The 24,231-nt window shown below is 69.1% G+C and carries 28 protein-coding genes; 15 read left to right on the top strand and 13 right to left on the bottom strand.

What is annotated here, in order from left to right; translation table 11 throughout:
• Positions 1-12 precede the first annotated feature (12 nt).
• The 3 genes from rpsI to MTE01_RS00440 all read right to left on the bottom strand — a co-directional run bounded on the left by rpsI (position 13) and on the right by MTE01_RS00440 (position 2,125).
• Positions 13-474: a 30S ribosomal protein S9 gene (rpsI, locus tag MTE01_RS00450; RefSeq protein ID WP_503826086.1), complete on the bottom strand. Its 462-nt coding sequence runs from the start codon at positions 472-474 to the stop codon at positions 13-15.
• 33 nt (positions 475-507) lie between these two features.
• Positions 508-954 (bottom strand): 50S ribosomal protein L13, encoded by a 447-nt coding sequence (gene rplM, locus MTE01_RS00445; RefSeq protein ID WP_094734663.1) that lies wholly within the window; start codon positions 952-954, stop codon positions 508-510.
• A 334-nt stretch (positions 955-1,288) separates the two neighbouring features.
• Entirely contained in the window at positions 1,289-2,125 is an 837-nt protein-coding gene (locus MTE01_RS00440; protein ID WP_103206726.1) for an alpha/beta fold hydrolase, read from the bottom strand.
• Positions 2,126-2,266: 141 nt separating this feature from the next.
• On the opposite strand from MTE01_RS00440, the gene MTE01_RS00435 reads away from it, so the two are divergent.
• Entirely contained in the window at positions 2,267-2,749 is a 483-nt protein-coding gene (locus MTE01_RS00435) for a PepSY domain-containing protein (protein ID WP_141375079.1), read from the top strand.
• 59 nt (positions 2,750-2,808) lie between these two features.
• Here the strand turns inward: MTE01_RS00435 and MTE01_RS16890 are convergent, their stop codons facing one another.
• On the bottom strand, positions 2,809-2,946 hold the full coding sequence (locus MTE01_RS16890) for a hypothetical protein (protein WP_170210570.1): 138 nt from the start codon (positions 2,944-2,946) through the stop codon (positions 2,809-2,811).
• A gap of 117 nt (positions 2,947-3,063) precedes the next feature.
• Between MTE01_RS16890 and MTE01_RS00430 the strand changes: the two genes are divergently transcribed.
• The 3 genes from MTE01_RS00430 (at position 3,064) to MTE01_RS00420 (ending at position 4,754) form a co-directional block, all read left to right on the top strand.
• On the top strand, positions 3,064-3,540 hold the full coding sequence (locus MTE01_RS00430; protein WP_103206728.1) for a MarR family winged helix-turn-helix transcriptional regulator: 477 nt from the start codon (positions 3,064-3,066) through the stop codon (positions 3,538-3,540).
• 35 nt (positions 3,541-3,575) lie between these two features.
• The gene (locus MTE01_RS00425; protein WP_103206729.1) at positions 3,576-3,995 is read left to right on the top strand and encodes an organic hydroperoxide resistance protein; all 420 of its coding nucleotides are present in this window, start codon (positions 3,576-3,578) and stop codon (positions 3,993-3,995) included.
• Between the two features lie 111 nt (positions 3,996-4,106).
• Entirely contained in the window at positions 4,107-4,754 is a 648-nt protein-coding gene (locus tag MTE01_RS00420) for a response regulator (protein WP_103206730.1), read from the top strand.
• Between the two features lie 16 nt (positions 4,755-4,770).
• Here the strand turns inward: MTE01_RS00420 and MTE01_RS00415 are convergent, their stop codons facing one another.
• Complete coding sequence (locus tag MTE01_RS00415; protein ID WP_170210569.1) at positions 4,771-5,841, bottom strand: PIG-L family deacetylase; 1,071 nt, start codon at positions 5,839-5,841, stop codon at positions 4,771-4,773.
• 252 nt (positions 5,842-6,093) lie between these two features.
• Here MTE01_RS00415 and MTE01_RS00410 point away from each other — a divergent pair, with 252 nt between their 5' ends.
• A complete protein-coding gene (locus MTE01_RS00410; protein WP_103206732.1) occupies positions 6,094-6,375 on the top strand; it encodes a hypothetical protein in 282 nt (93 codons plus the stop codon).
• Positions 6,376-6,445: 70 nt separating this feature from the next.
• Positions 6,446-6,970, top strand: a complete 525-nt coding sequence (locus MTE01_RS00405) for a YbhB/YbcL family Raf kinase inhibitor-like protein (RefSeq protein WP_103206733.1) — start codon at positions 6,446-6,448, stop codon at positions 6,968-6,970.
• 55 nt (positions 6,971-7,025) lie between these two features.
• Here MTE01_RS00405 and MTE01_RS00400 read toward each other — a convergent pair whose 3' ends face one another.
• A complete protein-coding gene (locus MTE01_RS00400; RefSeq protein WP_141375077.1) occupies positions 7,026-8,099 on the bottom strand; it encodes a PIG-L family deacetylase in 1,074 nt (357 codons plus the stop codon).
• 449 nt (positions 8,100-8,548) lie between these two features.
• Here MTE01_RS00400 and MTE01_RS00395 point away from each other — a divergent pair, with 449 nt between their 5' ends.
• The 5 genes from MTE01_RS00395 (at position 8,549) to MTE01_RS00375 (ending at position 14,551) form a co-directional block, all read left to right on the top strand.
• The gene (locus tag MTE01_RS00395) at positions 8,549-9,952 is read left to right on the top strand and encodes a sugar transferase (RefSeq protein ID WP_503826085.1); all 1,404 of its coding nucleotides are present in this window, start codon (positions 8,549-8,551) and stop codon (positions 9,950-9,952) included.
• A 76-nt stretch (positions 9,953-10,028) separates the two neighbouring features.
• Positions 10,029-11,354 carry a UDP-glucose dehydrogenase family protein gene (locus MTE01_RS00390; RefSeq protein ID WP_141375075.1) on the top strand — a complete coding sequence of 442 codons (1,326 nt, stop codon included), beginning with the start codon at positions 10,029-10,031 and terminating at the stop codon, positions 11,352-11,354.
• A 192-nt stretch (positions 11,355-11,546) separates the two neighbouring features.
• Entirely contained in the window at positions 11,547-11,771 is a 225-nt protein-coding gene (locus MTE01_RS00385) for a hypothetical protein (RefSeq protein ID WP_141375073.1), read from the top strand.
• 278 nt (positions 11,772-12,049) lie between these two features.
• Positions 12,050-14,056, top strand: coding sequence for an ABC1 kinase family protein (locus MTE01_RS00380; protein WP_141375071.1), 2,007 nt, complete (start codon positions 12,050-12,052; stop codon positions 14,054-14,056).
• A 60-nt stretch (positions 14,057-14,116) separates the two neighbouring features.
• Positions 14,117-14,551 (top strand): VanZ family protein, encoded by a 435-nt coding sequence (locus tag MTE01_RS00375; RefSeq protein WP_141375070.1) that lies wholly within the window; start codon positions 14,117-14,119, stop codon positions 14,549-14,551.
• Between the two features lie 234 nt (positions 14,552-14,785).
• Here MTE01_RS00375 and MTE01_RS00370 read toward each other — a convergent pair whose 3' ends face one another.
• Entirely contained in the window at positions 14,786-15,139 is a 354-nt protein-coding gene (locus MTE01_RS00370) for a hypothetical protein (RefSeq protein ID WP_141375068.1), read from the bottom strand.
• 91 nt (positions 15,140-15,230) lie between these two features.
• On the bottom strand, positions 15,231-15,506 hold the full coding sequence (locus tag MTE01_RS00365; protein WP_103206740.1) for a helix-turn-helix domain-containing protein: 276 nt from the start codon (positions 15,504-15,506) through the stop codon (positions 15,231-15,233).
• A 624-nt stretch (positions 15,507-16,130) separates the two neighbouring features.
• Here MTE01_RS00365 and MTE01_RS17265 point away from each other — a divergent pair.
• Positions 16,131-18,602 carry a LuxR C-terminal-related transcriptional regulator gene (locus tag MTE01_RS17265; protein ID WP_246077963.1) on the top strand — a complete coding sequence of 824 codons (2,472 nt, stop codon included), beginning with the start codon at positions 16,131-16,133 and terminating at the stop codon, positions 18,600-18,602.
• Here MTE01_RS17265 and MTE01_RS00355 read toward each other — a convergent pair.
• Entirely contained in the window at positions 18,577-18,792 is a 216-nt protein-coding gene (locus MTE01_RS00355; RefSeq protein ID WP_103206742.1) for a hypothetical protein, read from the bottom strand. The two genes, MTE01_RS17265 and MTE01_RS00355, sit on opposite strands and share 26 nt — an antisense overlap.
• 10 nt (positions 18,793-18,802) lie before the next feature.
• Entirely contained in the window at positions 18,803-19,483 is a 681-nt protein-coding gene (locus MTE01_RS00350; protein ID WP_170210567.1) for a DUF998 domain-containing protein, read from the bottom strand.
• Positions 19,484-19,895: 412 nt separating this feature from the next.
• Here MTE01_RS00350 and MTE01_RS00345 point away from each other — a divergent pair, with 412 nt between their 5' ends.
• The gene (locus tag MTE01_RS00345; protein WP_116238664.1) at positions 19,896-20,123 is read left to right on the top strand and encodes a hypothetical protein; all 228 of its coding nucleotides are present in this window, start codon (positions 19,896-19,898) and stop codon (positions 20,121-20,123) included.
• A gap of 69 nt (positions 20,124-20,192) precedes the next feature.
• Here MTE01_RS00345 and MTE01_RS00340 read toward each other — a convergent pair whose 3' ends face one another.
• Positions 20,193-20,498 carry a hypothetical protein gene (locus MTE01_RS00340; protein WP_103206745.1) on the bottom strand — a complete coding sequence of 102 codons (306 nt, stop codon included), beginning with the start codon at positions 20,496-20,498 and terminating at the stop codon, positions 20,193-20,195.
• Complete coding sequence (locus tag MTE01_RS00335; protein ID WP_103206746.1) at positions 20,495-20,872, bottom strand: DUF7882 family protein; 378 nt, start codon at positions 20,870-20,872, stop codon at positions 20,495-20,497. Before MTE01_RS00335 ends, MTE01_RS00340 begins: the two co-directional genes overlap by 4 nt.
• A gap of 80 nt (positions 20,873-20,952) precedes the next feature.
• Here MTE01_RS00335 and MTE01_RS00330 point away from each other — a divergent pair, with 80 nt between their 5' ends.
• Positions 20,953-21,543 (top strand): MarR family winged helix-turn-helix transcriptional regulator, encoded by a 591-nt coding sequence (locus tag MTE01_RS00330; RefSeq protein WP_141375062.1) that lies wholly within the window; start codon positions 20,953-20,955, stop codon positions 21,541-21,543.
• A 79-nt stretch (positions 21,544-21,622) separates the two neighbouring features.
• The gene (locus MTE01_RS00325; protein ID WP_170210566.1) at positions 21,623-23,479 is read left to right on the top strand and encodes a DUF2207 family protein; all 1,857 of its coding nucleotides are present in this window, start codon (positions 21,623-21,625) and stop codon (positions 23,477-23,479) included.
• Positions 23,480-23,488: 9 nt separating this feature from the next.
• On the opposite strand, the gene MTE01_RS00320 is transcribed toward MTE01_RS00325, so the two are convergent.
• The gene (locus MTE01_RS00320) at positions 23,489-24,193 is read right to left on the bottom strand and encodes an esterase/lipase family protein (protein ID WP_174799614.1); all 705 of its coding nucleotides are present in this window, start codon (positions 24,191-24,193) and stop codon (positions 23,489-23,491) included.
• Positions 24,194-24,231: the final 38 nt, after the last annotated feature.

The following is a 24,231-nucleotide window of genomic DNA, read 5'->3' as shown; positions in this document are numbered from 1 at the left end:
GGAGGATCGAACTCAGCGCTTGGAGTACTGAGGCGCCTTGCGGGCCTTCTTGAGACCGGCCTTCTTGCGCTCCTTGACGCGAGCGTCGCGCGAGAGGAAGCCGGCCTTCTTCAGGGTCGGGCGGTTGTTCTCGGCGTCGATCTCGTTGAGCGCGCGGGCGATACCCAGACGCAGCGCGCCGGCCTGACCCGAGGGGCCGCCACCGGAGATGCGCGCGATCACGTCGTACGAGCCCGCGAGCTCGAGCACCGTGAACGGGTCGTTGATCAGCTGCTGGTGCAGCTTGTTGGGGAAGTAGTCCTCGATCGTGCGGCCGTTGACCGTGATCGTGCCCGAACCGGGAACGAGGCGCACGCGGGCGATGGCCTGCTTGCGACGGCCCACGGCTGCGCCGGGAACCGAGAGCACGGGGCGCTCGGCGGCGACGACCGACTGCTCGGCCGGCGTCTCGGTGCTGTAGTTGCTGGAGTCGATGTTCGACACTGTTTCGTCCTTATCCGGCGGCGCTTACTGGGCGACCTGGTCGAAGGTGTATGCCGTGGGCTGCTGAGCACCGTGGGGGTGCTCGGCGCCGCGGTACACCTTGAGCTTCTTGAGCTGCGCCGCGCCGAGGCTGTTCTTGGGCAGCATGCCGCGGATGGCCTTCTCGACCGCGCGGACAGGGTTCTTCTCGAGGAGTTCGTCGTAGGTGACGGACTTCAGTCCGCCCGGGAAGCCCGAGTGGCGGTAGGCCTTCTTCTGCGTGAGCTTCTGACCCGTGAGCGCGACCTTTTCGGCGTTGATCACGATGACAAAGTCACCAGAGTCGATGTGGTTGGCGAAGGTCGCCTTGTGCTTGCCGCGGAGGAGAACCGCCGCGTGCGAGGCCAGGCGGCCGAGAACGACGTCGGTGGCGTCGATAACGACCCACTCGCGCGTGACCTCAGCGGCCTTGGGGGTGAAAGTGCGCGTCACAGTAGTGCTGCTTTCTTGATCGAACGGAGGAGTTCGTGAATCCCGCTCCGGTGGTCCGTTGCCCCGCCGATGACGGGAGAACAGGGCCGGTGGAGGGCTCACGTTCGGGTAACCCGCTCGCAGAGAGGCGGGCACCAAAGATTAAGACTACGCCATCCGGATGCCACGGCCAAACGTCGCCCCTCCCCCCAGGCTCGAGCGCGCCCACCGTACACCCCGAACCGTCCACGTCCACGAAAAGACGGATGCCCCGCCACCGGTCGGGTGGCGGGGCATCTCGGCATCCGTCGCGTCCTCCGCGGGTGCGGGCGAGAGAGGGACGCGCGGCGGCGGGTCAGCGCTTCAGGAAGTCGATCAGCACACGGTTGAACTCGTCGGCGTGACTGACATTGACGCCGTGGGGCGCCCCCGCGACGACGTGCAGCTCGCTGCCGGCGATCGCCTCATGGGTGCGCTTGCCCGAACCCTCGAAGGGCACGGTCGTGTCGCTGTCACCGTGGATGACGAGGGTGGGCACCGTGACGTTCGGGAGATCCTCGCGGAAGTCGGTGGTCGCAAAGGCCTCCATCGACTTCAGGGCGGCGTGGTGGTCGGCCTGATTCGCGAGACGCTCGGCCTCGGCCCGGTCGGCCTCCGAGACGGCGAGCGTGCCGTCGACGGAGAAGAAGTCGGTCGTGAACTGGTGGTAGAACGCCTTCTCGTCGTCCTTCAGCCCTTGCTTCATGCCGTTCGCCGTCGCGTCGTCGAGCGGTCCCTCGGGGTTGTCGTCGGTCTGGGCGAGGTACGGCGGCACGGCGGCCGCGAAGACGACGCTGTGCACGCGGTCGGCCCCGTGGCGCGTCAGGTAGCGCGCGACCTCGCCCCCGCCCATCGAGAAGCCGACGAGCGTGACGTCGCGCAGGTCGAGCGCTTCGAGCACGGCCTCCAGGTCGTTGCTGAATGTGTCGTACTCGTAGCCGGTGCGCGGCTTGTCGCTGCGCCCGAAACCGCGACGGTCGTACGTCACGACCCGGTAGCCGGCGGCCTCCAGGGCCGGGACCTGGTGGGCCCAGGACTCGCCCGAGAGGGGCCAGCCGTGGATGAGGACGACGGGGCGACCCGTGCCGCCCGTGTCGTCGACATGAAGGTCGATGTCGGTCAGAAGTCCGTGGTGGGCAATGATCTCGCTCATGCCCGCCATCGTTCGGGCCCAAGCTGAGTGTGCGGGGGCTGTTGACGCGCCGCGGCCCGCTTGGTAAAACGCGTTGCGCACAGGTCGCGGCCGTCGCGCAACACCTCTTGGCGATGCGGAGCGCCTGGTTACCCTTCCCTCATGAGCCCGAGTCGTCCGTCCGCCGCCGTCATGCTGCTCGCCGCGAGTGTCTTCACCCTGGCCGCTTGCGCCCCCCTGACCCCGGCGAGCGATACCCCGACCAATGATCGGGAAGCCGTTCGGGCGATCACCACGGCTGAATCCGCCGCCGGCGGGCGCGCATTCCAGCTCGAGGCGGACGACGGGGCGTGGGAGGTGCATGTCGGTTCGGGCGGCCGAGAGGTCGAGGTTCGCGTGAGCTCGGACGGCGGGGAGGTGCGCTCCTCCACCGACGGCGGCACCCTCGACGCCGAAGACCGGTCGGCGCTCGACGCTGCCGGGACCACCCTGGCGGACGCCGTGCGCATCGCCGCAGCCCAGGGCACGGGCGGCGCCGTCGAAGAGGCCGAGCTCCAGCGCGACGGCACCGCGACGACGTGGAGCATCGACCTCACCGGAGGTGTCACGGTACGCGTGTCGGCGACCGACGGCAGTGTCGGCTGAACAGAACGCCGCGGACGACGAACCACCGAGCGGCTCCCCCGGGCGCGACGTCGCCGCGTTCAGGCGAGATCGCCGAAGAGGGGCGCGGCCGACGCACCGAGTTCGAAGTGGTGCCCATTGATGGCGAGCAGGTCCCGCTCGCCCTCGGGGAGGAACCCCGAGGCTGAGGAGGCGCTCACGTCGCTTCGGCCGATCATGCGCCCATGCTCCGATGTCACGTGGGGGGATGGCAGGGCTTGACATCGTCGCCCCGGTGCACGGAAGCTGCACGCGAATCAGTTGTGCACAATTAAATTGTGTGCAACAGTTTATTCATGCCCGCCGTCGACCAGCTCGTGTGCTTCGCGCTCTACGCCGCCAATCGCACGACCACGCAGGCGTATCGCGCACTCCTGGAACCGTGGAACCTCACGTATCCGCAGTACATCGCGCTCGTCACCCTGTGGAACGACGGCGAGCAGACCGTCGGCAGCCTCGGAGAAGCCCTTCAGCTCGACTCCGGCACTCTCTCCCCCATGCTCGCCCGCATGGAGAACGCGGGGTACCTCACCCGAACGCGTCGGCCCGACGACGAGCGCGTGGTCACCGTCGCCCTCACCGAGCGCGGCGTGAGGCTGCGCACCGAGTTGGCCCACGTTCCGCAGTGCATCGCCGCGGGCTCCGGCCTCACCGACGCCGCCAGCGCTCGTGAACTGATCGACGCCCTGCGCCATCTCACCGAAGCCATGAAAGACCTGCGCGACCATCCCGACGACGCGCGCGACGCCCACGCGACGCGCCACACGGCCTGACGATCGCCTCCCCACCGTCCCCAGAAAGGAACACCATGGACGTTCTCTACACCGCCGAAGCCGTCTCCACCGGCCAGGGCCGCCTCGGTCACGTCACGGCCGGCACCTACCTCGACCTCGACGTCGCTCCCCCCAAGGAGCTCGGCGGCTCCGGCGCCGGCACCAACCCCGAACAGCTCTTCGCCGCCGGTTACGCCGCCTGCTTCCACAGCGCTCTGCACTCCGTCGCCCGCGCGCGCAAGGTCACGATCGAAGACTCCTCGGTCGGCGGCCGCGTCCACATCGGCCCCAACGGTCAGGGCGGCTACCAGCTCGCCGTGCTTCTCGAGGTCGTCCTGCCCGGCATCGAGCACGATCTCGCCCAGCAGCTCGCCGACGAGGCGCATCAGGTCTGCCCCTACTCCAACGCGACGCGCGGCAACATCGAGGTCACCGTCACCGTTTCGGAGGACTGACCTCCCCTGAACCCCGGGGCGAGGCGCTGAGCCCCACGTATCGCGCCTCGTCCCGGCTTGCCGCCCCGCTCCGCCGGGGCGGTTTCGTCGTCTCGGCGTACAGTGACAGTCGTGATCCGGGTGGTTGTCGTCGACGATGAGGCGCTCGTCCGCTCCGGTTTCTCCTTCATCCTGAACGCGGCCGATGACATCGAGGTGGTCGCCGCCGTGGATGGACCCGATGCGCTCGCCGTCATCCGCGCGCTTCGCCCTGACCTCGTCCTCCTCGACATCCGGATGCCGGGAGTCGGCGGCCTCGACATCCTCGCGGCCCTCCGCGATGACGCGGAACGGCCGGTGGTCGGCATCCTGACGACGTTCGCGGCCGACGAGTCCATCACCCGCGCCCTGCGGGACGGCGCCTCGGGATTCCTCGTCAAGGACACCGATCCCGCGCACCTCGCGGCGATGGTCCGTTCTCTCGTCGCGGGTGGGGTCGTCCTCTCCCCGGAGGTTTCGCGCGCCCTCGTGGAGGGTTACGCCGGGAGACCCGACCTCGACGCCTCGCGTCGCGTCGCTCTTCTCACCGACCGCGAGCGCGACGTGCTCGGATACCTGCCCACGGGCGACTCGAACGCCGAGATCGGACGCCGGCTGCACCTCAGCTCCGCCACCGTCAAAGATCACGTCAGCTCGATCCTCAACAAGCTGTCGGTGTCGTCGCGGGTCGAGGCCGCCCTGATCGCGCAACGCGCCGGCTCGCCGGCCGATCGACGCTGACCGCCGAGCGGGAGGCTCAGGTCAACCGGAGCTCCCCCTCCGCCTTGCCGTAGGAGCGGCGCAGCCACTGCCCGAAGCCGGGCTGCGCGAGGCAGGCCGCCGCGCTATCGCAGGTGACGACGGGATCCTGCGCCGCGTAGGTCGCGTAGACGTCGACCTTCTCATCGAGGGCCTCTCCCTCGACGTTGATGGGCTCGTGCTGCGAGGGATAACCGATGTAGTACGTGACAGCCTCGGGTGCGATCCCCACGACCGGTGCCACCGCTCGGACGAGCGATCCGACGCACGAGTGATCGGGGTGATCCCCCCGCGCGAAGGCGCTCTCGTGCGGGATGTTGGTCGTGATGCGATCGGGACGACCGGCGTGGATCAGCTCGGCGATGGTCTCCGAAAGACGACGCGCGTCGAGCGTCGGGCCGTCATCGATCGGCGCGAGAGCGGGCACCGTGCCGTTGATGAGCTGGGTGAGACCGGCCTCGCCCGTCGTCGGGAACCCCTTCCCGCTGAGGTTCCCGTCCGGCAATCGGAGCACGGTGATCGACAGCCGCGGATCGTCGGCGGGCACGAAGCGTGTGACCCGTGCGCCGCTTCGCAGCGTCAGCTGGGAGGTGTTCCAGGGCTGCGTGCTGCCGCGCATCTCGTCGTACGCGGCCCGGATGCCGGCCTCGCGCTGCTGCGCGTAGCCGAGGCCCCGTCCCGCGTCGCCCGCGGTGACGAAGACCGTGCGCAGGGTCGCCCCGGAGCCGATGATCCCCGCGAGATGGGGATTGGCGAAGATGATGTCGTCGTCGGCATGAGCCCAGACCGCGACGGTCGTGTCTTCCCCCGGCTCCTCGAGAGCGGGGGACGGAGCCCGCGGGGAGGCATCGGGGACGGGAACGATGGGACTGAGCTTGACCCAGGTTCCTTCCGGGGGCGCCGAGCGCCGGATCTGGCGGTAGACGAGGGCGCCACCACCGAGCGCGGCGAGTCCGCCCACGGCGACGCCGCCGAACACCAGCGCTCTCCGGGATATCCCGGACCGGCGCGGCGACGCCGATTCGTCGGGTGCCTGTTCGGCGCCCGAAGGCTCGTCGATGTCCCTCACGGCGACTCCGTCCTGTACTTCGCCCCCCGGCGACGGATTGCGGGTTTCCCCTCGCCCTCGGGCGCCCTTCGACGTTATCGCGATGGTTGCCCTATCCGAGCCCGAAACCCCGCAGCCCCGCCACCCGGCGGGGTGGGGTGAGACCGATCGGCGGATCACGCTCCCACGCCACCGCGGTGCAGATGTGCATCACGCACCGGACGCATCGGCGATGCTCAGCGCGCACCTAACGAAGCTGACCACACTCCCCCTATGCAGACGTCCACACCGCCGCGGTCACTGTCGCCCGTCGCACTGCGCATCCGCGCTGTCCTCAACGAGTGGGATCCGATCGGAGTCCACCACATCGGCCACGGATGGCCCGACGACGAGTACGACGACCTCATTCTGCCCATTCTCGACGCCCTCGACGCGCAGCCCTCCGTCGACGACCTGGCCGCCGAACTGCGCACCGTCGTCGAGAACGACTACGGGCTCCCCGCTCCCGAGGGCTGCTGGGAGACAGCCCTCTCGCTCCTCGACCTCAGCCGCTGACCGATATCCTCCGGCGCGGGTGGATGCAAGACCTGCCGCCGGATGACCGCGCCGTCCTAGCATTCCGTTCATGGCCGATCTCTCCCGTCCGCAGACGCCCGATCCGTACCCGCTCCTTCCGTCCGCACCGTCCTTCGACGTGGTCAGCGACGACGTCACCGACGGACACCCCCTCGCGGACGCCCAGGTCGCCGACAAGGGCAATACGTCCCCGCATCTCTCCTGGTCGAACGTCCCCGAGGGCACCAAGTCGTTCGTGATCACGGGCTTCGACCCCGACGCCCCCACCCCGAGCGGCTTCTGGCACTGGGTGCTCGTCGACGTTCCGGCGGACGTCCGCGAATTGGCATCCGGAGCCGCCTCCGGCGATCTCCCGGGCGACGCCTTCCACGTCCGCAACGACGGCGGCACGGCCGGATTCCTCGGCGCCGCGCCCCCGCAGGGCGATCAACCCCACCGTTACTTCTTCGTCGTGCACGCCGTGAGCGAGCCGTCGCTCGGCGTCGACGCCGACGCCTCCCCCGCTGTGGTGTCGTTCAATCTGGCGTTCACAACGCTCGGACGGGCGATCCTCCACGGCACCTACCAGCACTGACGCCTCGTCTACCGACGGAACGCAGCGGAGGCCCGGGCCGCCGAATGCGCGCGGCTCAGCCCATCTGAAGCTCGACCTCGGTCTTGGCGTAGGACCGTTGGAGCCACTCGCCGAACTTGCGGGTCTTGAGGCACGCGGTGCGATCGGCGCAGCGGATCACCTGGTCCTGCTGCGTGTAGATGCGGTAGGTGTCCACCTTGGAGTCGAGGACCGCCCCCTCGAGGTTGCGCGGCAGGTTCTCGGAGGGGTATCCCACGAAGTACCGGATGCCGGGCCCCACGGCTGCATCCGACGTCAACGCATCACGGACCAGTGTTCCGACGGCCGAGTGGTCGGGGTGGTCCCCCGGAGCGAAGACGCTGCCCCGGGGGATGTGGGTGAGGGTGCTCTCCGGAGTGAAGGCGGAGGCCAGCTCCCGGACCGAGCCCACGAGCTGATCCCGGGTCACGGCCGGCCCCCCATCGACGGGGACGAGCGATCCCTCGGTCCCGTCATAGAGCTTGCTGAGGGTCGCGTGCGCGGTGGCGTCGAAACCGGCGCCGGTGATGTTCCCGTCCGGCAGGCGCAGGTACAGGACCGACAGATGCGGGTCGTCCTTCGGCGTCAGTCGCCGCACGTGCACGCCGGTATCGAGTGCGATGTCCGTGGCATCCCACTCGCCGTCCTTGCCACGCATGGCGTTGTATGCGCGCAGGATGCCGAGCTCCCGCGCCCGCACATAGTCCATCCCCTTGCCGGCATCACCCGCCGTGACGAACACGGTGCGTACGCACCGACCGGCGGCGATCGCATCCGAGATGGTCGGATTGGCGAAGATGATGTCGTCGTCGGGGTGCGCCCAGACGGTCATCAGGGTCGACGATCCGTCGCAGGTCTGCGCGGCCGGCGAGACCGGAGGCGCCGGCGGCGGCGTGGGGGTCTGTGAGGGTGTCGGAGAGGCCGCGGGCATCGTTGTCGTCGTCTCGGGGGACGGCGCGGGCGGCGAGCTCGACGCAGGCTCGGGGCGCAACAGCGCGAACGCGAACACACCGGCGACCGCGGCGACCACCAGCGCAGCGATCGCGATCGCCGCGATCAGACCGGCCTGCCCGCGGCGGGGGCGAAGCGGCGGCGACGAGGCGCGGGACATCGGAACCTTCCGTGCGGCCAGCAATGGCGACCCCGCCGTTCGGCACGATCTCGAGGCAGCCGGGCACGGCTGATCCGCGCCCGAGTGTAAGGGACCGCCTGCCGCACCACCAACCTGTCGCCGGTCGTAGCGCACTCGGACAACGAACGTTCACGTCTCCTGCGTATGACAAGAAAAGCAGGGTGAGTTGACGGGTGAACATTGCCTGTTACTGTTCGCGGGAGGGTTCCCACGCGCGCGTGGGAAAGGCGAGAGGGGCACACATGGCGATGTCCGGCCTGCGCCCCGGCGGGTCTTCATCAGACGCCGACCCGGGCGGAACCGCCGCCGCGCTCGGCCCATCGACGCCCGAGCGGTCCCTCCCCGCTGAACCACCGATGCCGCCGGCCTCCTCCCCGCCCCCTGCGCGCGTTCGCGATCCGTGGCGAGGCCTCTATCGACGCAACCTCGTGCTGACCGACTTCGCCGCCCTCGTCTGGGTCGTCTACGGCACCCAGCTCCTCTGGTTCGGACTGGGAAACGCCCAGCTCGCCGCGGGCCGCGACAGTCGCATCAGCGACCTGTCGTATTGGGCCTTCTCGGCGATCCTCATCGTCACGTGGATGTGGTCGCTCGCTTTCGTCGAGTCACGCAGCGACCGCGTGATCGGCACGGGTTCGGCGGAGTACGTCCGCATCGCCGACGCCAGCTTCCGACTGTTCGGAACCGTGGCCATCATCGCTTTCCTCGCCCAGATCGACCTCGCGCGGGGGTATCTTCTGGTGAGCCTGCCGCTCGGCATCCTGGTCCTCTGCTTCACCCGCTGGATGTGGCGGCAATGGCTCGTGGTCCAGCGTTCCCGCGGACGATACTCCGCCCATGTGCTCCTGGTCGGGTCGCTGCCCTCCGTGACGCAGCTCGCTCGCGAGTTCGCCCGCAACCCCAGTGCGGGATACCGCGTCGTCGGCGCCTGCGTGCCGAACGGGAAGACCGCTGACACCATCCCCGGCACCTCCATCCCCGTGATGGGCCACGTCGGCGACGTGACGCGGGCATTGCAGGCGACCAGCGCCGACACGGTCGCCATCACCAGCGCCGATGAGCTCCCCGCCGAGAAGGTGAAGGAGATCTCATGGAGCCTGGAGGCCGGCCGCCAGCATCTCGTCCTGGCCCCGAGCATCGTCGACATCGCCGGCCCGCGCTTGCACACCAGGCCCGTCGCGGGTCTACCCCTCATCCACGTGGAGACGCCCAAGTTCTCGAGGGGGCAGAGCTTCCTGAAGAGGTCCGTCGACCTTCTCGCGGCGAGCGTCGGTGTCGTGCTCCTCAGCCCGATCCTGCTCTTCCTGGCCATCGCGGTGCGCCTGTCGAGCGAGGGACCTGTCTTGTTCCGACAGATCCGCGTGGGCTTCCGCGGTCGCGAGTTCACCATGTTCAAGTTCCGCTCGATGGTCGTCAACGCCGAGGAGCTGCGCGCCCAGCTAGCCGCGCAGCACCGCGATTCGGGCAACGAGGTGCTGTTCAAGATGAAGAACGATCCGCGGGTCACGCCGATCGGACGCGTCATGCGCAAGTTCAGCCTCGACGAACTCCCCCAGCTCTTCAACGTCATCGGCGGTTCGATGTCCCTCGTCGGGCCGCGGCCCCCGTTGCCTTCCGAGGTGGCTGTCTACGCCGACCACGTCCACCGACGCTTCCTCGCCAAGCCCGGCATCACCGGTCTGTGGCAGGTCAGCGGCCGGTCCTCCCTCTCCTGGGAGGATTCGGTTCGGCTCGATCTGTCCTACGTGGAGAACTGGACCCTGCTGGGCGATTTCGTCATCCTCGGCAAGACGGCCCGTGCAGCGCTCGCCCCCGGCGAGACCGCGGCGTGACGCTGACCCCGCTGCACCGCAGCGTCCACCGCCAGGCCGGTCGGTCTGCCGTCCGGAAAACTGAAAGGCTCTGATCGTGCGTCTGTCTGTCGTGGGTTGCGGATATCTGGGAGCCGTTCATGCGGCGGCGATGGCCTCGATCGGTCACGAAGTGGTCGGGATCGACATCGACGAGCGGAAGATCACGGCCCTCTCGCAGGGCGAAGCGCCCTTCTTCGAGCCCGGCCTGCAGCAGATCCTGGCGGACGGCATCGCCTCTGGTCGGCTGACGTTCACGACCGAGATGTCGGCTGCCCGCGGAGCCGCCGTGCATTTCATCGGCGTCGGCACGCCGCAGCAGGCGGGTGGATACGCCGCCGACCTGACCTTCGTCGACGCGGCCGTCGACGCTCTCCTGCCCTTCCTCGCCCCGGGGGACGTCGTCGCGGGCAAGTCGACCGTCCCGGTCGGTACGGCCGCCCGCCTGGCGCCCCGCGTGGCCGCGCACGGCGCCACCCTCGTGTGGAACCCGGAGTTCCTCCGGGAGGGGTGGGCGGTCAAGGACACCATCGACCCCGATCGCCTGGTCGCCGGCGTCCCGTCCGATGACGGCGCTCCGACGGACGACGGCGAACGCACGGCCGGCATCCTCCGCGAGGTCTACCACCCGTCGATCGCCAAGGGCACACCCTTCATCGTCACCGATTACGCCACGGCCGAACTCGTCAAGGTCGCCGCGAACGCCTTCCTCGCCACGAAGATCAGCTTCATCAACGCCATGGCCGAGATCGCGGAGGTGACCGGCGCCGATGTGACCACTCTGGCCGACGCCATCGGCCACGACGCCCGTATCGGACGACGATTCCTCGGCGCCGGCATCGGCTTCGGCGGCGGGTGCCTCCCCAAGGACATCCGCGCGTTCTCCGCCCGCGCCGAGGAACTCGGACGAGGCGAGTCGGTCGCCTTCCTCCGCGAAGTGGATGCCATCAATCTCCGCCGTCGCGATCGGGCGGTCGAGCTGTCCATCGGCGCCCTGGGAGGCAGTGTCTTCGAGAAGAAGATCGCCGTGCTCGGCGCGGCCTTCAAGCCGCACAGCGACGATGTCCGCGACTCCCCCGCACTCGACGTGGCGGTCCGGCTCCACGGTCTGGGCGCCCTGGTCACCCTCACCGATCCCGCGGCGATCGACAACGCGCGCCGGCTCCACCCCCAGCTCACCTACGACAGCGACCTCGACTCCACGCTCCGCGACGCGGACGCGATCATCGTCGTGACCGAGTGGGACGAATACCGTCGGCACCTCAGCCCCGAGCATGCGGCCTCGTTGGCTCGCGGACGCGTCGTGATCGACGGTCGCAACTGCCTGGATCCGGCAGCGTGGCGCGCCGCCGGGTGGGCTTATCACGGGATGGGACGCCCCTGACGCGACGGCGGACCGCCGCCCCGCACGACACCCTCCGGCACGACCCTCTGCGATCAGCACCGCCTGCGATGTCGATTCATCACGAATCGCCCGTGACGAACGCCCCTCACCGCGCGTCTGAGTAGTGAAGGACCTCACGCCGCGTCCCCTTGGCTGCGGATCTTCGAGGTCCTCGTCGACAAGGAGGATGCCATGCGCAACATGATCATCGTGATCGGCGCCGTCGCTCTGCTCGCCTACGCGCTCGGCACTCGCACCCCGCGCGTCCAGGTCAAGAATCGCGAGTCGGTAGGTCACCAGGTCGTGCGCCTGTGGAACGACCCGCGCGCTCGCAAGCGCCGCCGCAAGGCCGCGAACAAGTCTGCCGCCGCCGCGAAGAAGCGCGCGAAGAAGACGCTGCACGACCTGCGGGCGTAGCTCCGGAGGACCGGCGTACGGAACTGTCTGGGCGCGTTTCTCACTGTGCACACGTCTCACCACCACGCATGCGCATGTGAAAATACCTCATGATCACGCCAGCTCTTCGCGAACACCCGGACCTCCTCGACGAGGATCTCCTCGCAGGGTTCTCCTCGCCCTGCACGGCCTGCGGTGGCGTGGTGGAACCTCGCCCGGGGCGGACAGCGGCGTGGTGGCACTGTCCGCGGTGCACCCTCGCCCGGATCTCGTGAGCCGCACCCGGCTACGCTGACCACGTGGTGGCCAGCATCCTGATCTCGATCTCCGCCGTCGTGTCGGCGGTGCTTGTCGGGTTCGTCGCGCGTCGCGTCCTCGGAACCGCGGTCGGCTGGCCGCGGAGCATCGTCGTGGGGCTCCTGGTCTTCCTTCTGGGGGTGCCGTCGGCCGGGTGGACCCTGCGACAGACGGGTTTCCCCGACGTCTCCACGGCCATTCCCCCCGAAGACGCCTGGATCTGGGCGGGGTTGATCACCCTCTCTCTCGCATGGGTGTTCGCCCTCGGCGTCGCCGCGCTCGTCGCGAGCGAGGCGATTTTCCCGACCCGCCCGCTGCCCAATCCCATCGATGTGGTCCGTGCGGCACTGCGGCAACGCAAACGGACCCGACGGTACCTGGAGATCCTGGCCATCGCCTCGCGTCATGGCGTCGGCTGGCTCTTCCACGGCGGACGCGCCCGCGTCGAAGAACAGCTCAGCACCTCCGAGGAACGCGCCCGGGCCGTCGTCGCGACCCTGAACGACGCCGGGGTCAGCTTCGTCAAGCTGGGCCAAGTGCTCTCCACCCGACGAGACCTCGTACCTGAGCCGTACCTGAGCGCCCTCGCCTCTCTGCAGACCAACGCGACGACCCTCCCCTGGGATACCGTGCGCTCGGTCATCGAGGGCGATCTGGGGCGCCCCATCGACACCGTGTTCGCCGAGGTCGATCCCCATCCCCTCGCCGCCGCCTCGGTCGCGCAAGTGCACCGGGCTCGACTGCTCGACGGTACGGCCGTCGTCATCAAGGTGCAGCGGCCCGCCGCCCGCGCGCAGGTAGAGGCGGATGCCGACATCATCGGACGTCTCGCACATCGAGCCGAGGCGCGCACGCGCGTCGGTCGCGACCTCCGGATCGAATCGGTCGCCCGCGGGTTCACGGCCACCCTTCTCGAGGAGCTCGACTATCGCATCGAGGCGCGGAACACCCACATGATCGCGTCGACACTGGAACTGATCGATCGCGCCGAGCCCGCCCGACGCGGCCTCGTCACCGTTCCCGACGTCTTCCCCGACGCCTCCGGCCAGCGGGTGCTCACGATGGGGCTTGTCGACGGAACGGCTCTGAGCGATTCCGCGACCCGCATCGCCGGACTGGAGCCGGGCCAGCGCGATCGCCTGGCGAACACGCTCATGGCAACGGTCCTCGAGCAGATCCTGGTCTTCGGGGTCTTCCACGCCGACCTTCACCCGGGCAACGTCCTGCTCAAGAAGGACGGCACTCTCGGCCTCATCGATTTCGGCGCAGTCGGAATCATCGAGAGGAGTCGACGCCAGCACATGACGGCCTTCCTCCTCGCCGCTCTCAGCGAGAACGACGTCGCCGCCACGGATGCGCTCCTGCTCATCGTCGACGCACCCGAAGACGTCGATCTCGAGGCTTTCCGACACGACATCGGCGTCGTCCTGACCACGGAGCATCTGCGCACGAGCGGTCACGGCTCGATCTTCACGCGGATGGTCGATGTGATCCGCCAGCACCACATCGCCCTACCGGGGGAGCTCGCTTCCGCCTTCCGCAGTTTCGCCACTCTCGAAGGCTGCCTCCGGGTCATCGTCGACGACTTCGACATGGTCGGGCGAGCGCTTCCCCTCATGCCCAGCCTGCTGCGACGGACCGTGTCGGTGACACGCATGGCCACCGACGCTCAAGCCCAAGCGGTCATCGCCCTCGCTCGCCTCGAGCAGATACCGCGCCGTCTCGACGCCCTGTTCACCGGCGTGGAGAAGGGCTCCATCGGAATCACTCTCCGAAGTGCCGACGGGGAGGACGTCAGCGGGATTCTCAGCCGGGCCACGGGAGAGATCGCCTCCACCCTCGTCTCGATCGCCGCGGTGGTCATCGCCGTCGTCTTGGTGATCGCGGGGGGCGGCCCCGTCCTCGGCGGGTCCATCACGTTGTTCGCTGTCCTCGGCGCGGTGGTCGGACTCTTCGGCTTCCTCGGCCTCCTCCGCATCGTGCGACGAACCTTCGGTCGTCGCGGCTGAAGCCGGACCGCCCGCAAAGATCGTTCTCCGGCACACGGCAACGCGTGTCTACAGTGGTCCGTGCCCGATCCCCGCTCACCGTCCCGCCGTCGGCGCGTCGCGACAGCGGTGGCGGCTGCCTACCTCGCCGCCCTGGGCATCATCGTGCTCTGGCCCGATCATCTCGACCGCAATGCGGGTGCGGCCTACGCGGTGTTGTACGACCTCCTCCCCGCGGTGACCCCCCGGACGATGGATTTCGGCCTCAACATCGTTCTTTTCATCCCGTTCGGCATCGTTCTGGGGGCGCTCCTGCACGGACATCCGTGGCGGGTTGTCGGCATCGCCTGGCTCGTTCCGCTACTCGTCGAGATCGTCCAGGGACTCTTCCTCCCCGGGCGCACGAGCAGCGCTGCCGATGTCGTCGCCAACGCCGTGGGTGGTCTCGTCGGTGCTTTCGCGATGACCGCGACCCGACGCATCCTCCTCCACCGGCGAACCCGAAGGCGTCGCTGAACGCGCTCCTGGCGTCGTCACCGCCATGCGGATGATCGACACCGCGACGACGATGACCTCGTCGGTTCCGATGTCGGTCTCGGCGAGGTCTGCCCTATGACAGCGGAAACCGCTCCCGCTGGACACCCCGTGGGGACGCCTCGTCCTGCCCCGCCGCACGGCGCCGACTGCAGCCCGAGATTCGGGGACACGTTCGCCGGCCCCGGTGGGACGCGAACCGGGGCACAGAGGGCGTCAGTCGATCTCGCGCTCGGGCGCGAGCAGAGCGATGACCTCGGCATCGTTCTGGATGCCGGCCACGAGCGCGCGGGCCGCGTGGATCGGGAGGGAAACGGATGCGCCGATCCCGGTCTCGACGACGACCCAGGTCTCGAGGTCGCTGATTCGCCGCAGCAGGCCGATCTCGACATCGGTGGAGATGCCGCGGCCGTGGTCCGCGGCGTCGCGCACACGCGCGAGAAGTCCGATACCGGCGCTGCGGTGATCTTCGTCATCGTGGTGAACGGTCGACCCGTGCTCGGTGACGCACCAGCGGAAGACACACCTCCGGGCGTCCGTCGTCCGTTCGTGGCGAGTCCCTGACGTCATGCGTGTCACCTCTCTCTCGGGGTCGCAGCTAGCGGCGACCCGAACACCGGTGGGCACGAACGCATTACATCGCGAACCTCCGACACCGCCGTCATCGACCGGGAGGCAGGCCCTTCGGCGGGGTGGGGATCAGATCGCGAAGCGGGATCTCGAGCACCTCGGCGAGCGCGACGAGAGTCCGTAGACGCGGGTTCGCGGCGGTCCCGGGGTTGGACTCGCCCTTCTCGAGCTTCCGGTAGGTGAAGGTCGCGAGGCCCGCCGCGTGAGCGATCTGCTCCTGGGACATCCGCTTCTCGGCGCGGGCGCGGAGCATGCGAACGCCCAACTCGCGAGCGAACTCTGTCCAGGGGTCGGGCGCGTCGTTCATGAGACCAGCTTGATCGGACGTCAACGCTCACATGAACATGCAAACATGCCTACCGCTCGATGGTGATGCGGACGACGGCAGCGATTCGGAGGGGTGAACCGAGCGGACCGTCGGGTGAGATGCCGGACGATCACTTCGTTTTCGCGCCATCGAGGTCTCGGACGGTCGGCGAGAACGACGCCCGACGACAGGGACCGCGCCCGCGATTTTTCGCCCGGTTGCCCCCGCCCCCACGCCCCACCCGGAACGGAGCACCCGTTTGACGTCCGGGAGTCCCGCGCCTCGTTCACCTGAGCGGTGCGTACGAACGTCCTTCCCGAAGGGGCGGACGACAGACTCGTCGCCCCTTCCGCCTCGCGCGCCGAATCACCCCAGCCCCGGCAGCGGTTCACCCCTGACGCTGCTCCGTATCGCACACCGTGCGGCGGACGGACAAGAGACGAGCCACCCCCAGAGGGTGATGCGGAGAGGGTGAGACGGGGGTGAGACGGGGGATGAAAGAGGCCGTCTTCGCCTCGCGGCGCCTCCTCTCACCCGCAAGATCATCTCGATGGGGCGTCACGGCGCCACGTCGACCGTCGCCCCGCCCGAAGGGGCGGCGGTCCTGTCCCTATGGAGGTCTTGATGTTGATCGATGTGGATGCCGTTCCCGCCGGCGTTCGAGCCGCTCGTCGCGCGAGCCGCTTCTGGGCGCCGCGCCCCGAGGCACTGGATCGCCTCGAAGCGGCGTTAGGTGGTGATGTCGTTCTGCTCCGAGGGCCGACCGGCGTCGGCAAGACCTCGCTTCTACGTCAGTTCGCCGCCATGCTCGAGTCGGATCCCGAGCGCGGCGTTCTGTTCATCGACGGCGCTCTCACCTCACCGGACACCCTCCCCCGCATCGCCGAGGCCTTTGCGGACGGCCCCGCCTCGCACGTACTGCTGATCGACAATCACGTCGAGGGACGCGGACTCACGAGCGACCACCTCCTTCGTCTTCTGCGCGACGACGACGGCCTTCGCATCGTGGTCGCCACCCGCCAGCCGACCGGCCTCGAGAGCCCACTCATCGCCTTGGAATTCGATGTACAGGTACTCCCCGCGTGCGACCTGCTCATGACTCGTGAGGAGGTGGCATCCGTTCTGGCCCTGAACGGGGTCGAATCGACCGAGATCGCCGTCGACGAACTCTCCGAGCTCACTCACGGGTGGCCCGCTCTCGTCCAGCTGGCGAGCACCCGACTCCGCCTGGAGGGTCTCCCCCTGCGAACGCGCGACGATGCCGTCGCCGCGGCGTCGTATGCGGGCTCCGCGCTCACGCACGACATGGAGGAGCGTCTGTCCAGGCCCGTGACCGACGACGTTCGCCTCCTCGCCGTCGCCCCGTACGTCACCGAGTCCATCGCGGATGCTCTCGGCGTCGACTCGACGACAGGTGCGACGCGCGACCTCCTCGACCAGCTTCAGAGCGCGGGTTTCGTCTGGCCCAGCGCAACCCGTGTCGTCCTCGCCGAGCCCGTTCGCGAGCGTTGGCTCGCCGAGATCACCGCTCGGCAGCCTGCCCTCGTGTCTGCGGCCCGGTTGCGGCTGCTCGACCGTCTCGTGTCGGGAGGTGAGCCCTTCCTCGCGGCTCAGCTCGCAGCGGACGCGCGGCAGTGGACGACCCTGGCCCGGGTCCTCAGCACGTCGGGGCCGGAGATCTGGGCCCGTCACACCGACGGCTTCTCGTGCTTGGTCGGTCAGCTCCGGTCCAGCGCCGTGGACGCACCGGTGGTCGTCGAGGCGCTGCTCGCCCTCGATCCCGACACCGCGGAGTCGCCGCAGACACCGGCGCTCGTCATCTCCGCCCTCAACCGGCTTCCCGAGGTCAAGAGCGTCACCGCCGGGAACATCCACGCCCTCATCGTGCGCGTGAGCCTTCTCCGCGCCGCGGGGCGGTTCGCCCTCGCCTCCGACGCGTCGGCAACGCTGGCCGACGCCCTGCGTCGCGCAAAAGACCTCGAACCCGGCACGACGGCCGAGGGGTGGTACCAGGTCGCGATGACGTTCCTCGCGATGGGCCGGCTTCGGGACGCGAGCGCGTCCATGTCGCTGTCCGAGCGGACCGCGCCGCCCGCCCGCCAGCTCCGCGCGCGCGGGGCGCTGGCCGTCATCGCCCTGCTCGAGGGCGACGTCCGGACGGCGCGTTCCATCGTGGTCGCGAACTGCTCCGACAGCTGGGTGACGTCCCCCTGGGGAGAAGGCCTCCGACTGGCATCCGCGTGGGCGCTGCTCGAAGCGGGGGAGGCGAGGGAAGCTCGCGCCCTCCTCGACGCTGTGCCCGCCACCGCGGGGGCTCGGGAATTGTGGCCTTTCGCGGCCTCAACCCACGTCCTGTCTCTCCTGCTCTCGGGCGCCGCATCCGATGCGCTGGGGGTTCTGCGCACCTGGATGACACGGAGCCGCAGCACACCACCGTCGCACTATCAGTCGACCCAGCTCCTGATGACGCGTGCCAAGGTGCTGATCGCGTTACGGCAGCCTCGAGAGGCTCTCGCCCTGCTCGAGGGGGCGTCCGCACTGTCCCCCGTCGCCGCTCCCGCTCTCGCCCTCTCCCAGCTGTACGCGGGGCGAGCACACGACGCTTTCGTCCTGAGCGTCAAGTGGGGGCTTCACCACGAGCCCTCCCCTCGCGCTGCGCTCGAGAGCCTGGTCGTGAGCGTCGTGGCGGATGCGCGACTGAACGGCGTGGCCTCGCACCGCCCCGCGGCTCAGCGCGCCGAGGCGCTGAGCCTCCGGCACGATCTGTGGAGCCCGTGGAGCGCCGTGGCGCCGGAAGATCGCGCGCTGGTCACGAGGATCCTCTCTCCTTCGTCGCGCGAGCAGGTCGAGACGAGGGCGTCGTTCTTCGTGGCGTCGATGAGCGTGCCGCACCTCACCAAGCGGGAACGGGTGGTGCTGAGTCAACTCACTCCGACATCGACGATCGCCGACATCGCGCGAGCTCTCGTCGTTTCACCGAACACCGTCAAGACACAACTGCAGAGTCTCTATCGCAAGCTCGAGGTGTCAGATCGGTCGAGTGCGATCCGCGCAGCCCACGCCTGGGGGCTCATCGAGAGCGACCCGGACGCGTGATCGAACGATCGCGCCGGCGACGGCGCGATCGCCCGATCATCAGACGCGCGACACCGAGCAGGACGACGACGATCACAACGCCGGGAAGCGTCAGCGGTACGCCCGCTCCCCGGAGGACCGCGAGGATGACCGCGAGAGCGGCGACGGGCGCCAGCCACCCGAGGATACGAAGCAGTCGCGGGAAGGTCACGGCAGTAACGCTAATGCGCGTTCCGGCGGATTCGCCGCTCGTCCGCGGCGACCTGCAAGCCGAACACCCCGAACCACGCGATAGCGAGGGTGGCCGCAGTGAACTCGAGATTCCCGCCGACCGCGGTGTCCCCACGGAGCAGGGCGATCATCGCGCCGCTGAACGATGTGACACCGACGGCGACGAGCGTGACGACCGAAACCGCGCGCATCCACGGGCGCCGCCGAACGACGGCAACCTGCCCCATCGCGACGATCGCCAAGACGAACCCGAGGACGGCGAAGGAGATGTGGATGAGATCCTGCGGAAGAGCTCCCTCGGTGAAGGGGATGGGGCATCCGGGTGAGCATGTGACGACGGATGCCACGGCGAAGCACAAGCCGCACACGAGAAGTGTCGTGGCGACGGACCACCCGACGACATATTCCCCACCCCGGGACACGAGCGACCGATCGACGAGGACGGCGGCGATCGCGAGCAGAAGCAGAGCCGTATTGAAGACGGGCGCGGTCGGCATCGCCGTCGCGCCGAGCTGACTCACATACTGCACCCCCGGCTCCCACAGGCGGCAGATCCAGATGAGCGTCGCGCTGAGGAACGCCGCGAGGCCGCCGATCGTCGCCGTGTGGACGGCGAGTGCGCGACGTGTCCGGGCTGGCCGCGTGATGGGCCGCTCGACGGTCTCGATCATCGGCTCCTCCTGCTGCGGGCTCGGCCACCCTATCGTCTCGCCCGCGCCCGCTCGACATCCGAGGTGATCTGTGTGCCGACAGAGGGTGATATTCGGGGGCTCAGGTCGACGCCGACCGTCGGGAAGGCGGAGGCTGTTCCTCGCGGGGAGAGAACCGCGTCGACTGCGAGCCGGGGGGCCGCACCGTCGGTCGCTGGTTCTCTGCCCGCACCTCTTCCTCTCACGCTGGCGCATCGGACGGGGTAGCGGGGCCTGCGGAGAGCACACGGAGGCACCCGTCGTCGCAGCCGTCACGCTCATCGGCCGCGACGGGTCTCAGATGGTGGGGGCACACGGGCGCTCGCAACCGGTACGACCGCCGCGGACGCGACTCGCCTAGGCTGTCGACAGGTCTGCGTCGGGGAGGGGTGCGATGAGTTCGCGGTCACCACGCCCGATCGGTCTGGCGCTGTGCGTCATCGCGATGATCCTGCTGGCCGCCCCCACCCTCTTCTTCCCGGCTGATTCGCCGAACGAACCCAAGCTGGTCTTCGCAGCCGTCGGCGCGTTCGTCTTCGCACTCGCCGTCCTGCGAATCCGGCGAGAACCCTCAGCTCAGGCTCCCCCCGATCACGGAGACGAGGACGTCAGCGAGCGCTGAGAGCGGCGATCTCTTCCGGGCTGAGGATCGAGATCGGTTCGGTGGGGACGTCCCACGTCGGAAGCGTCTTCATGTCCGCTTTCTTAAGATGTGGGCGGCGTGAGCCGCGAGCTGGGAGAGAGCCGAAGACGGACTCCGGCGAGGAAGAGGAGTGCGTACGGGCCGCACGGATTCGCCGAGCGCGGCGCGCGCCGCCCCGATCTGGGCGAAGGTGCCGACGTGTCGCGCGTCGCGGTCGAAGACGAAGAAGGCCCCGGTCGAGCGGCGGTCAATATACCCGGCGAAGTCTCCGTCACGCGTGGCGACTGAGAGATCGTCGTCGAGGCGCGACCACACGATCGCGCCGAGGTCGGGGCGGGGAGCAGACCGGATCACGCCGCGCGGACGAAGGAGCGCGTCGACGTGGCCTTCGCCGTCGCGGTCCGCGGCGGAACGGTGTTCGCAGCGGTCTCGTCGAGCGCGATATCGAGGCTGAGACCGCGCGAGGAGTTGGCGTCGTTGGCCAAGCGCTTCAGTAGGTTCTGGTCGAGCGACTCGGGCTGCTCCGAATCGAAGACGAACCGAAGAGGGATCGAGGGCTGCAACCAGATGGTCGAACGACCGGTCGGCTCGTCCTCGCCGTGCACCCACGACATCGTGAAGCTCTCGCCTCGGCGGAGTTTGGTTGCCACAACGACCTTGACGTGCGCCAGCATGCGGTCGTCGATGCGGATCGGCTCGGTTGTCGTGCCGTAGTAGAGCTTCGCCATGATGTACCCCTCTGATCGTTGTTCGTTGATCAACTTACTAGTTAGACTAGCGAATAGGCAAGCGAGATATTAGGAGAACGATGCCGATCGAGAACACGGCACCTCCGTCGTATTGGTACAGCGAGAACGCCGACGACGAACGCGGAGCGCGGGTCATGGAGGCGATGCGCGCATACCGTTCGGCCGAAATGGCGATGCGCCGACGCACGCAGAGTTCCATGGCGATGGGTGAGAACGAGCTGCTCGTCCTGCGGTTCCTCACGAGGGCCAGCGGAACCGGTCGCGACATCACCCCGGTCGACCTCGCGCGCCACCTCGGAGTTTCCACGGCATCCATGACCGCTCTCCTCGACCGACTCGAGCGATCCGGCCATCTCGAGCGCCGTCGCCATCCCTCGGACCGGAGGAAGGTTCTCGTGTCCACCACCCCGCATGCGGACGAAGAGATGCGGGGCACGCTCGCGTCGATGCACGCGCGCATGATGCAGGCCACTCGCGGGATGACCGAGAGCGAAACGGTCGCGGTCACCGCCTTCCTCCAGCGCATGCGCTGTGCCGTCGCCGATGTGTGCGACGCAGCGGGACGCTCGTGCTGCGCGCTGGTCGGCGCGCGGGCGGATGCCGCCGGTGCTCGTCGACCCGAGGCGGCTTCTCCGCCGAACGCTGCCTGAGGGCCGCTCCCGCCTCCGGCGGGACGGAATCCGTCGCAGGGGGGAGTCGCCCCGAGCCCCGGGCGCATACCGTCGGATGATGCACGACCTCGCCTCCTCCTCCCTGCGCATCCGGCGCGCGTGGGCCGCGGCGCTCATCGTTGCGATCACGCTGCTCATCGTGATCGGCGCGCCGCACGCCGCCTCCGCGGACACGAGCGAGTTCACCTTCGACTCCTTCGATGCAGAGATGACGCTGTCTCGCGCGGATGACGGCCACGCCGAGCTCGCGGTGACCGAAACACTGGTGGCGCGGTTCCCCGAGAAGGACCAGAACCGAGGGATCGTCCGTGCGATCCCCGACGATTACGACGGCGTCCCCCTGCAGACGCGGATCATCTCGGTAACCGACGCCTCCGGCACCACCGTTCCGTACGAGGTCGAGCAGGACAGGCGCGAAGTGCGCGTCCTGACCGGAGACGACTCCTACGTGCGCGGCGTCCAGACCTACGTCATCTCCTACATCCAGCGGGACACGATCCGGTCCTTCGCGGACACGGATGCCGACGAGTTCTACCGCGACGTGAACGGGACGCAGTGGGATCAGCCGTTCGGCGCGGTATCGGTGCGATTGACGGTCGATCCGGCGCTCGCCCTCGCCCTGAAGGACGGCGCTGCATCGTGCTACGTCGGCCGACAGGGCTCGGACCAGCGGTGCGACATCACCGAGACCGGGCAGCCCGACGGATCCGCCGTCTTCTCGGCCGGCGAGCGCTCGCTCTCGACGAGGGAGAACGTCACGATCGCCGTCGGCTTCGTCCGCGGCACCTTCGTTCCCGGCGACGTCGTGCGGACCCCTCTCGAGCAGTTCTCCGTCGACGCCGCACCCCTCCTCGCCGGCGCGTCGATCGCCGCAGTCGGGCTCGGCGTCGTCGGCGTCGGAGCCGCGTTCGCCGCCCGGCGGCGCGGTCGCGACGCTCCGGGACGCGGGGTCATCGTCCCCGAGTACGGGCCGCCTGAGGGCCTCGACGTCGTCCAGGGCGCCGAACTGGTGCAGCGCCGGGGTGCCGGCATCCCCGCCGCTCTTCTCGACGCGGCCGTCGCCGGGCACCTCCGTATCGTCGAGAGCCCCGGAGACCGCGGGGCTCTCGAACTCGAGTTCTCCCGGGCAGCCGGGGCACCCGCGCTCCACGCCGCGATCATCCGCGCCGTCTTCGGCGACGCCCCGCATCCCGGGCAGCGCGTCAGACTCGGCCCCGATAGACAGGACGTCGCGAAGGCACTGCAGAAGCTTCCGGCCTCGGCCTCGGCCGAACTGCGCACGCGCGGGTGGACCGAGAAGCAGAAGCCGGGGAGATCGATCCTCGCCGCAACGGTGGTCGTCTTCGCCTTCGTCGTCTCAGTGGTGGCGCTGATCCTCGCCGCGGTCGGCACGGCACCGGTCTGGTGGCAGATCGTCGCGATCCCCGCGACGGTGGTGCTCGGAATCCTGGCTTTCGTCGTTCTGCGGTATCGGGATCGGATCACGGATGCCGGCGCCCCGGCGCGCGATCATCTCCGAGGCTTGCGCGACTACCTGCAGCTCGCCGAGGCCGACCGCATGCGGGTGCTGCAGAGCCCGCGGGGCGCCGAGCGAACCCCCGTGGACCCGGGCGATCCGAGGCAGGTGCTGCATCTGTACGAGCGACTCCTTCCCTGGGCCGTCGTCTGGGGCGTGGAGAAGGAGTGGGCAGAGGCTCTCGACACCCGCGTCCGCGAGACGGGAGCAGATCTGCCCTGGTACGCGGGCGGGGACGGCTTCTCCGCGGTGGCGTTCGCGACCACCCTCGGCTCGCTGCACAGCGCGAGCACGCCGGTCGCCGTCACGACCAGCGGGGCGGGAAGTTTCTCGGGAGGCTCGTTCGGCGGCGGGTTCTCCGGCGGGGGGATGGGCGGCGGGGGCGGCGGGGGCCGCTGAACCCGACGGTCACTCCGCGACGCGGATCACCTCGGCGACGACTCGCGGGTCGTCCAACACGCGGAAGTGCCCCCCGCTGGCGAGGACGACGTTCCGGGCACCGGCGAGCTCGCTGCCCTCGGGAATGTGCGGATCGAACACGCCGAACACCGAGACGATGCGCGTGTTCGCCGCAGCCGACGCGGCGAGCGCCCTGATGGTCGCGTCTGCCGAGGCGAAGGCGCGCAGCGAAGGCGTCGGCATGAGTCGGCTGTAGCGAGACCCTCCGAATGGGGTAGCGACCGCGACCATCGCGCGGACGCGCTCGCCGGCCGGGCTGAACGCCATCACGTGCTTGCCGATGAGGCCGCCCTTGCTGTGGGCGAGGATCACCACGTCGTCCAGGCCTCGCGAGATCAGCAGGGCGGCGACCCGCTCGGCGGATTCGGCGATCGGTCGGCGGTTGCCCCCGAGCTCCGTCACGACGTGCACGGGGTGACCGCGCGCGTGCAGGGCTCGCGCGAGCGGCTCGAGAAAACGCCAGGTCTCATAGATCCCCGGGAGCAGGACGATCGGCGTGCCCTCGCCGTCGGCGAGGACGTCGGGCGCGCCCCGTCCTCGCGCAGACCGCACCTGGGCGCGAGCGGCGTAGAGATAGTCGCGTGCCCACCACGCGGCGTCGCGCAGACCGGTACGGATCCTCTGCCGCACGGTGTTCACGGCATCCTTCGACATCGCTCCATCGTGCCGTGCCGACGGAAGCGAGGAAGGCG

The sequence above is a fragment of the Microbacterium testaceum genome (assembly GCF_006539145.1).
Taxonomy (GTDB): Bacteria; Actinomycetota; Actinomycetes; order Actinomycetales; family Microbacteriaceae; genus Microbacterium; species Microbacterium testaceum.
This window is presented reverse-complemented; position numbering and strand designations above follow the sequence as displayed.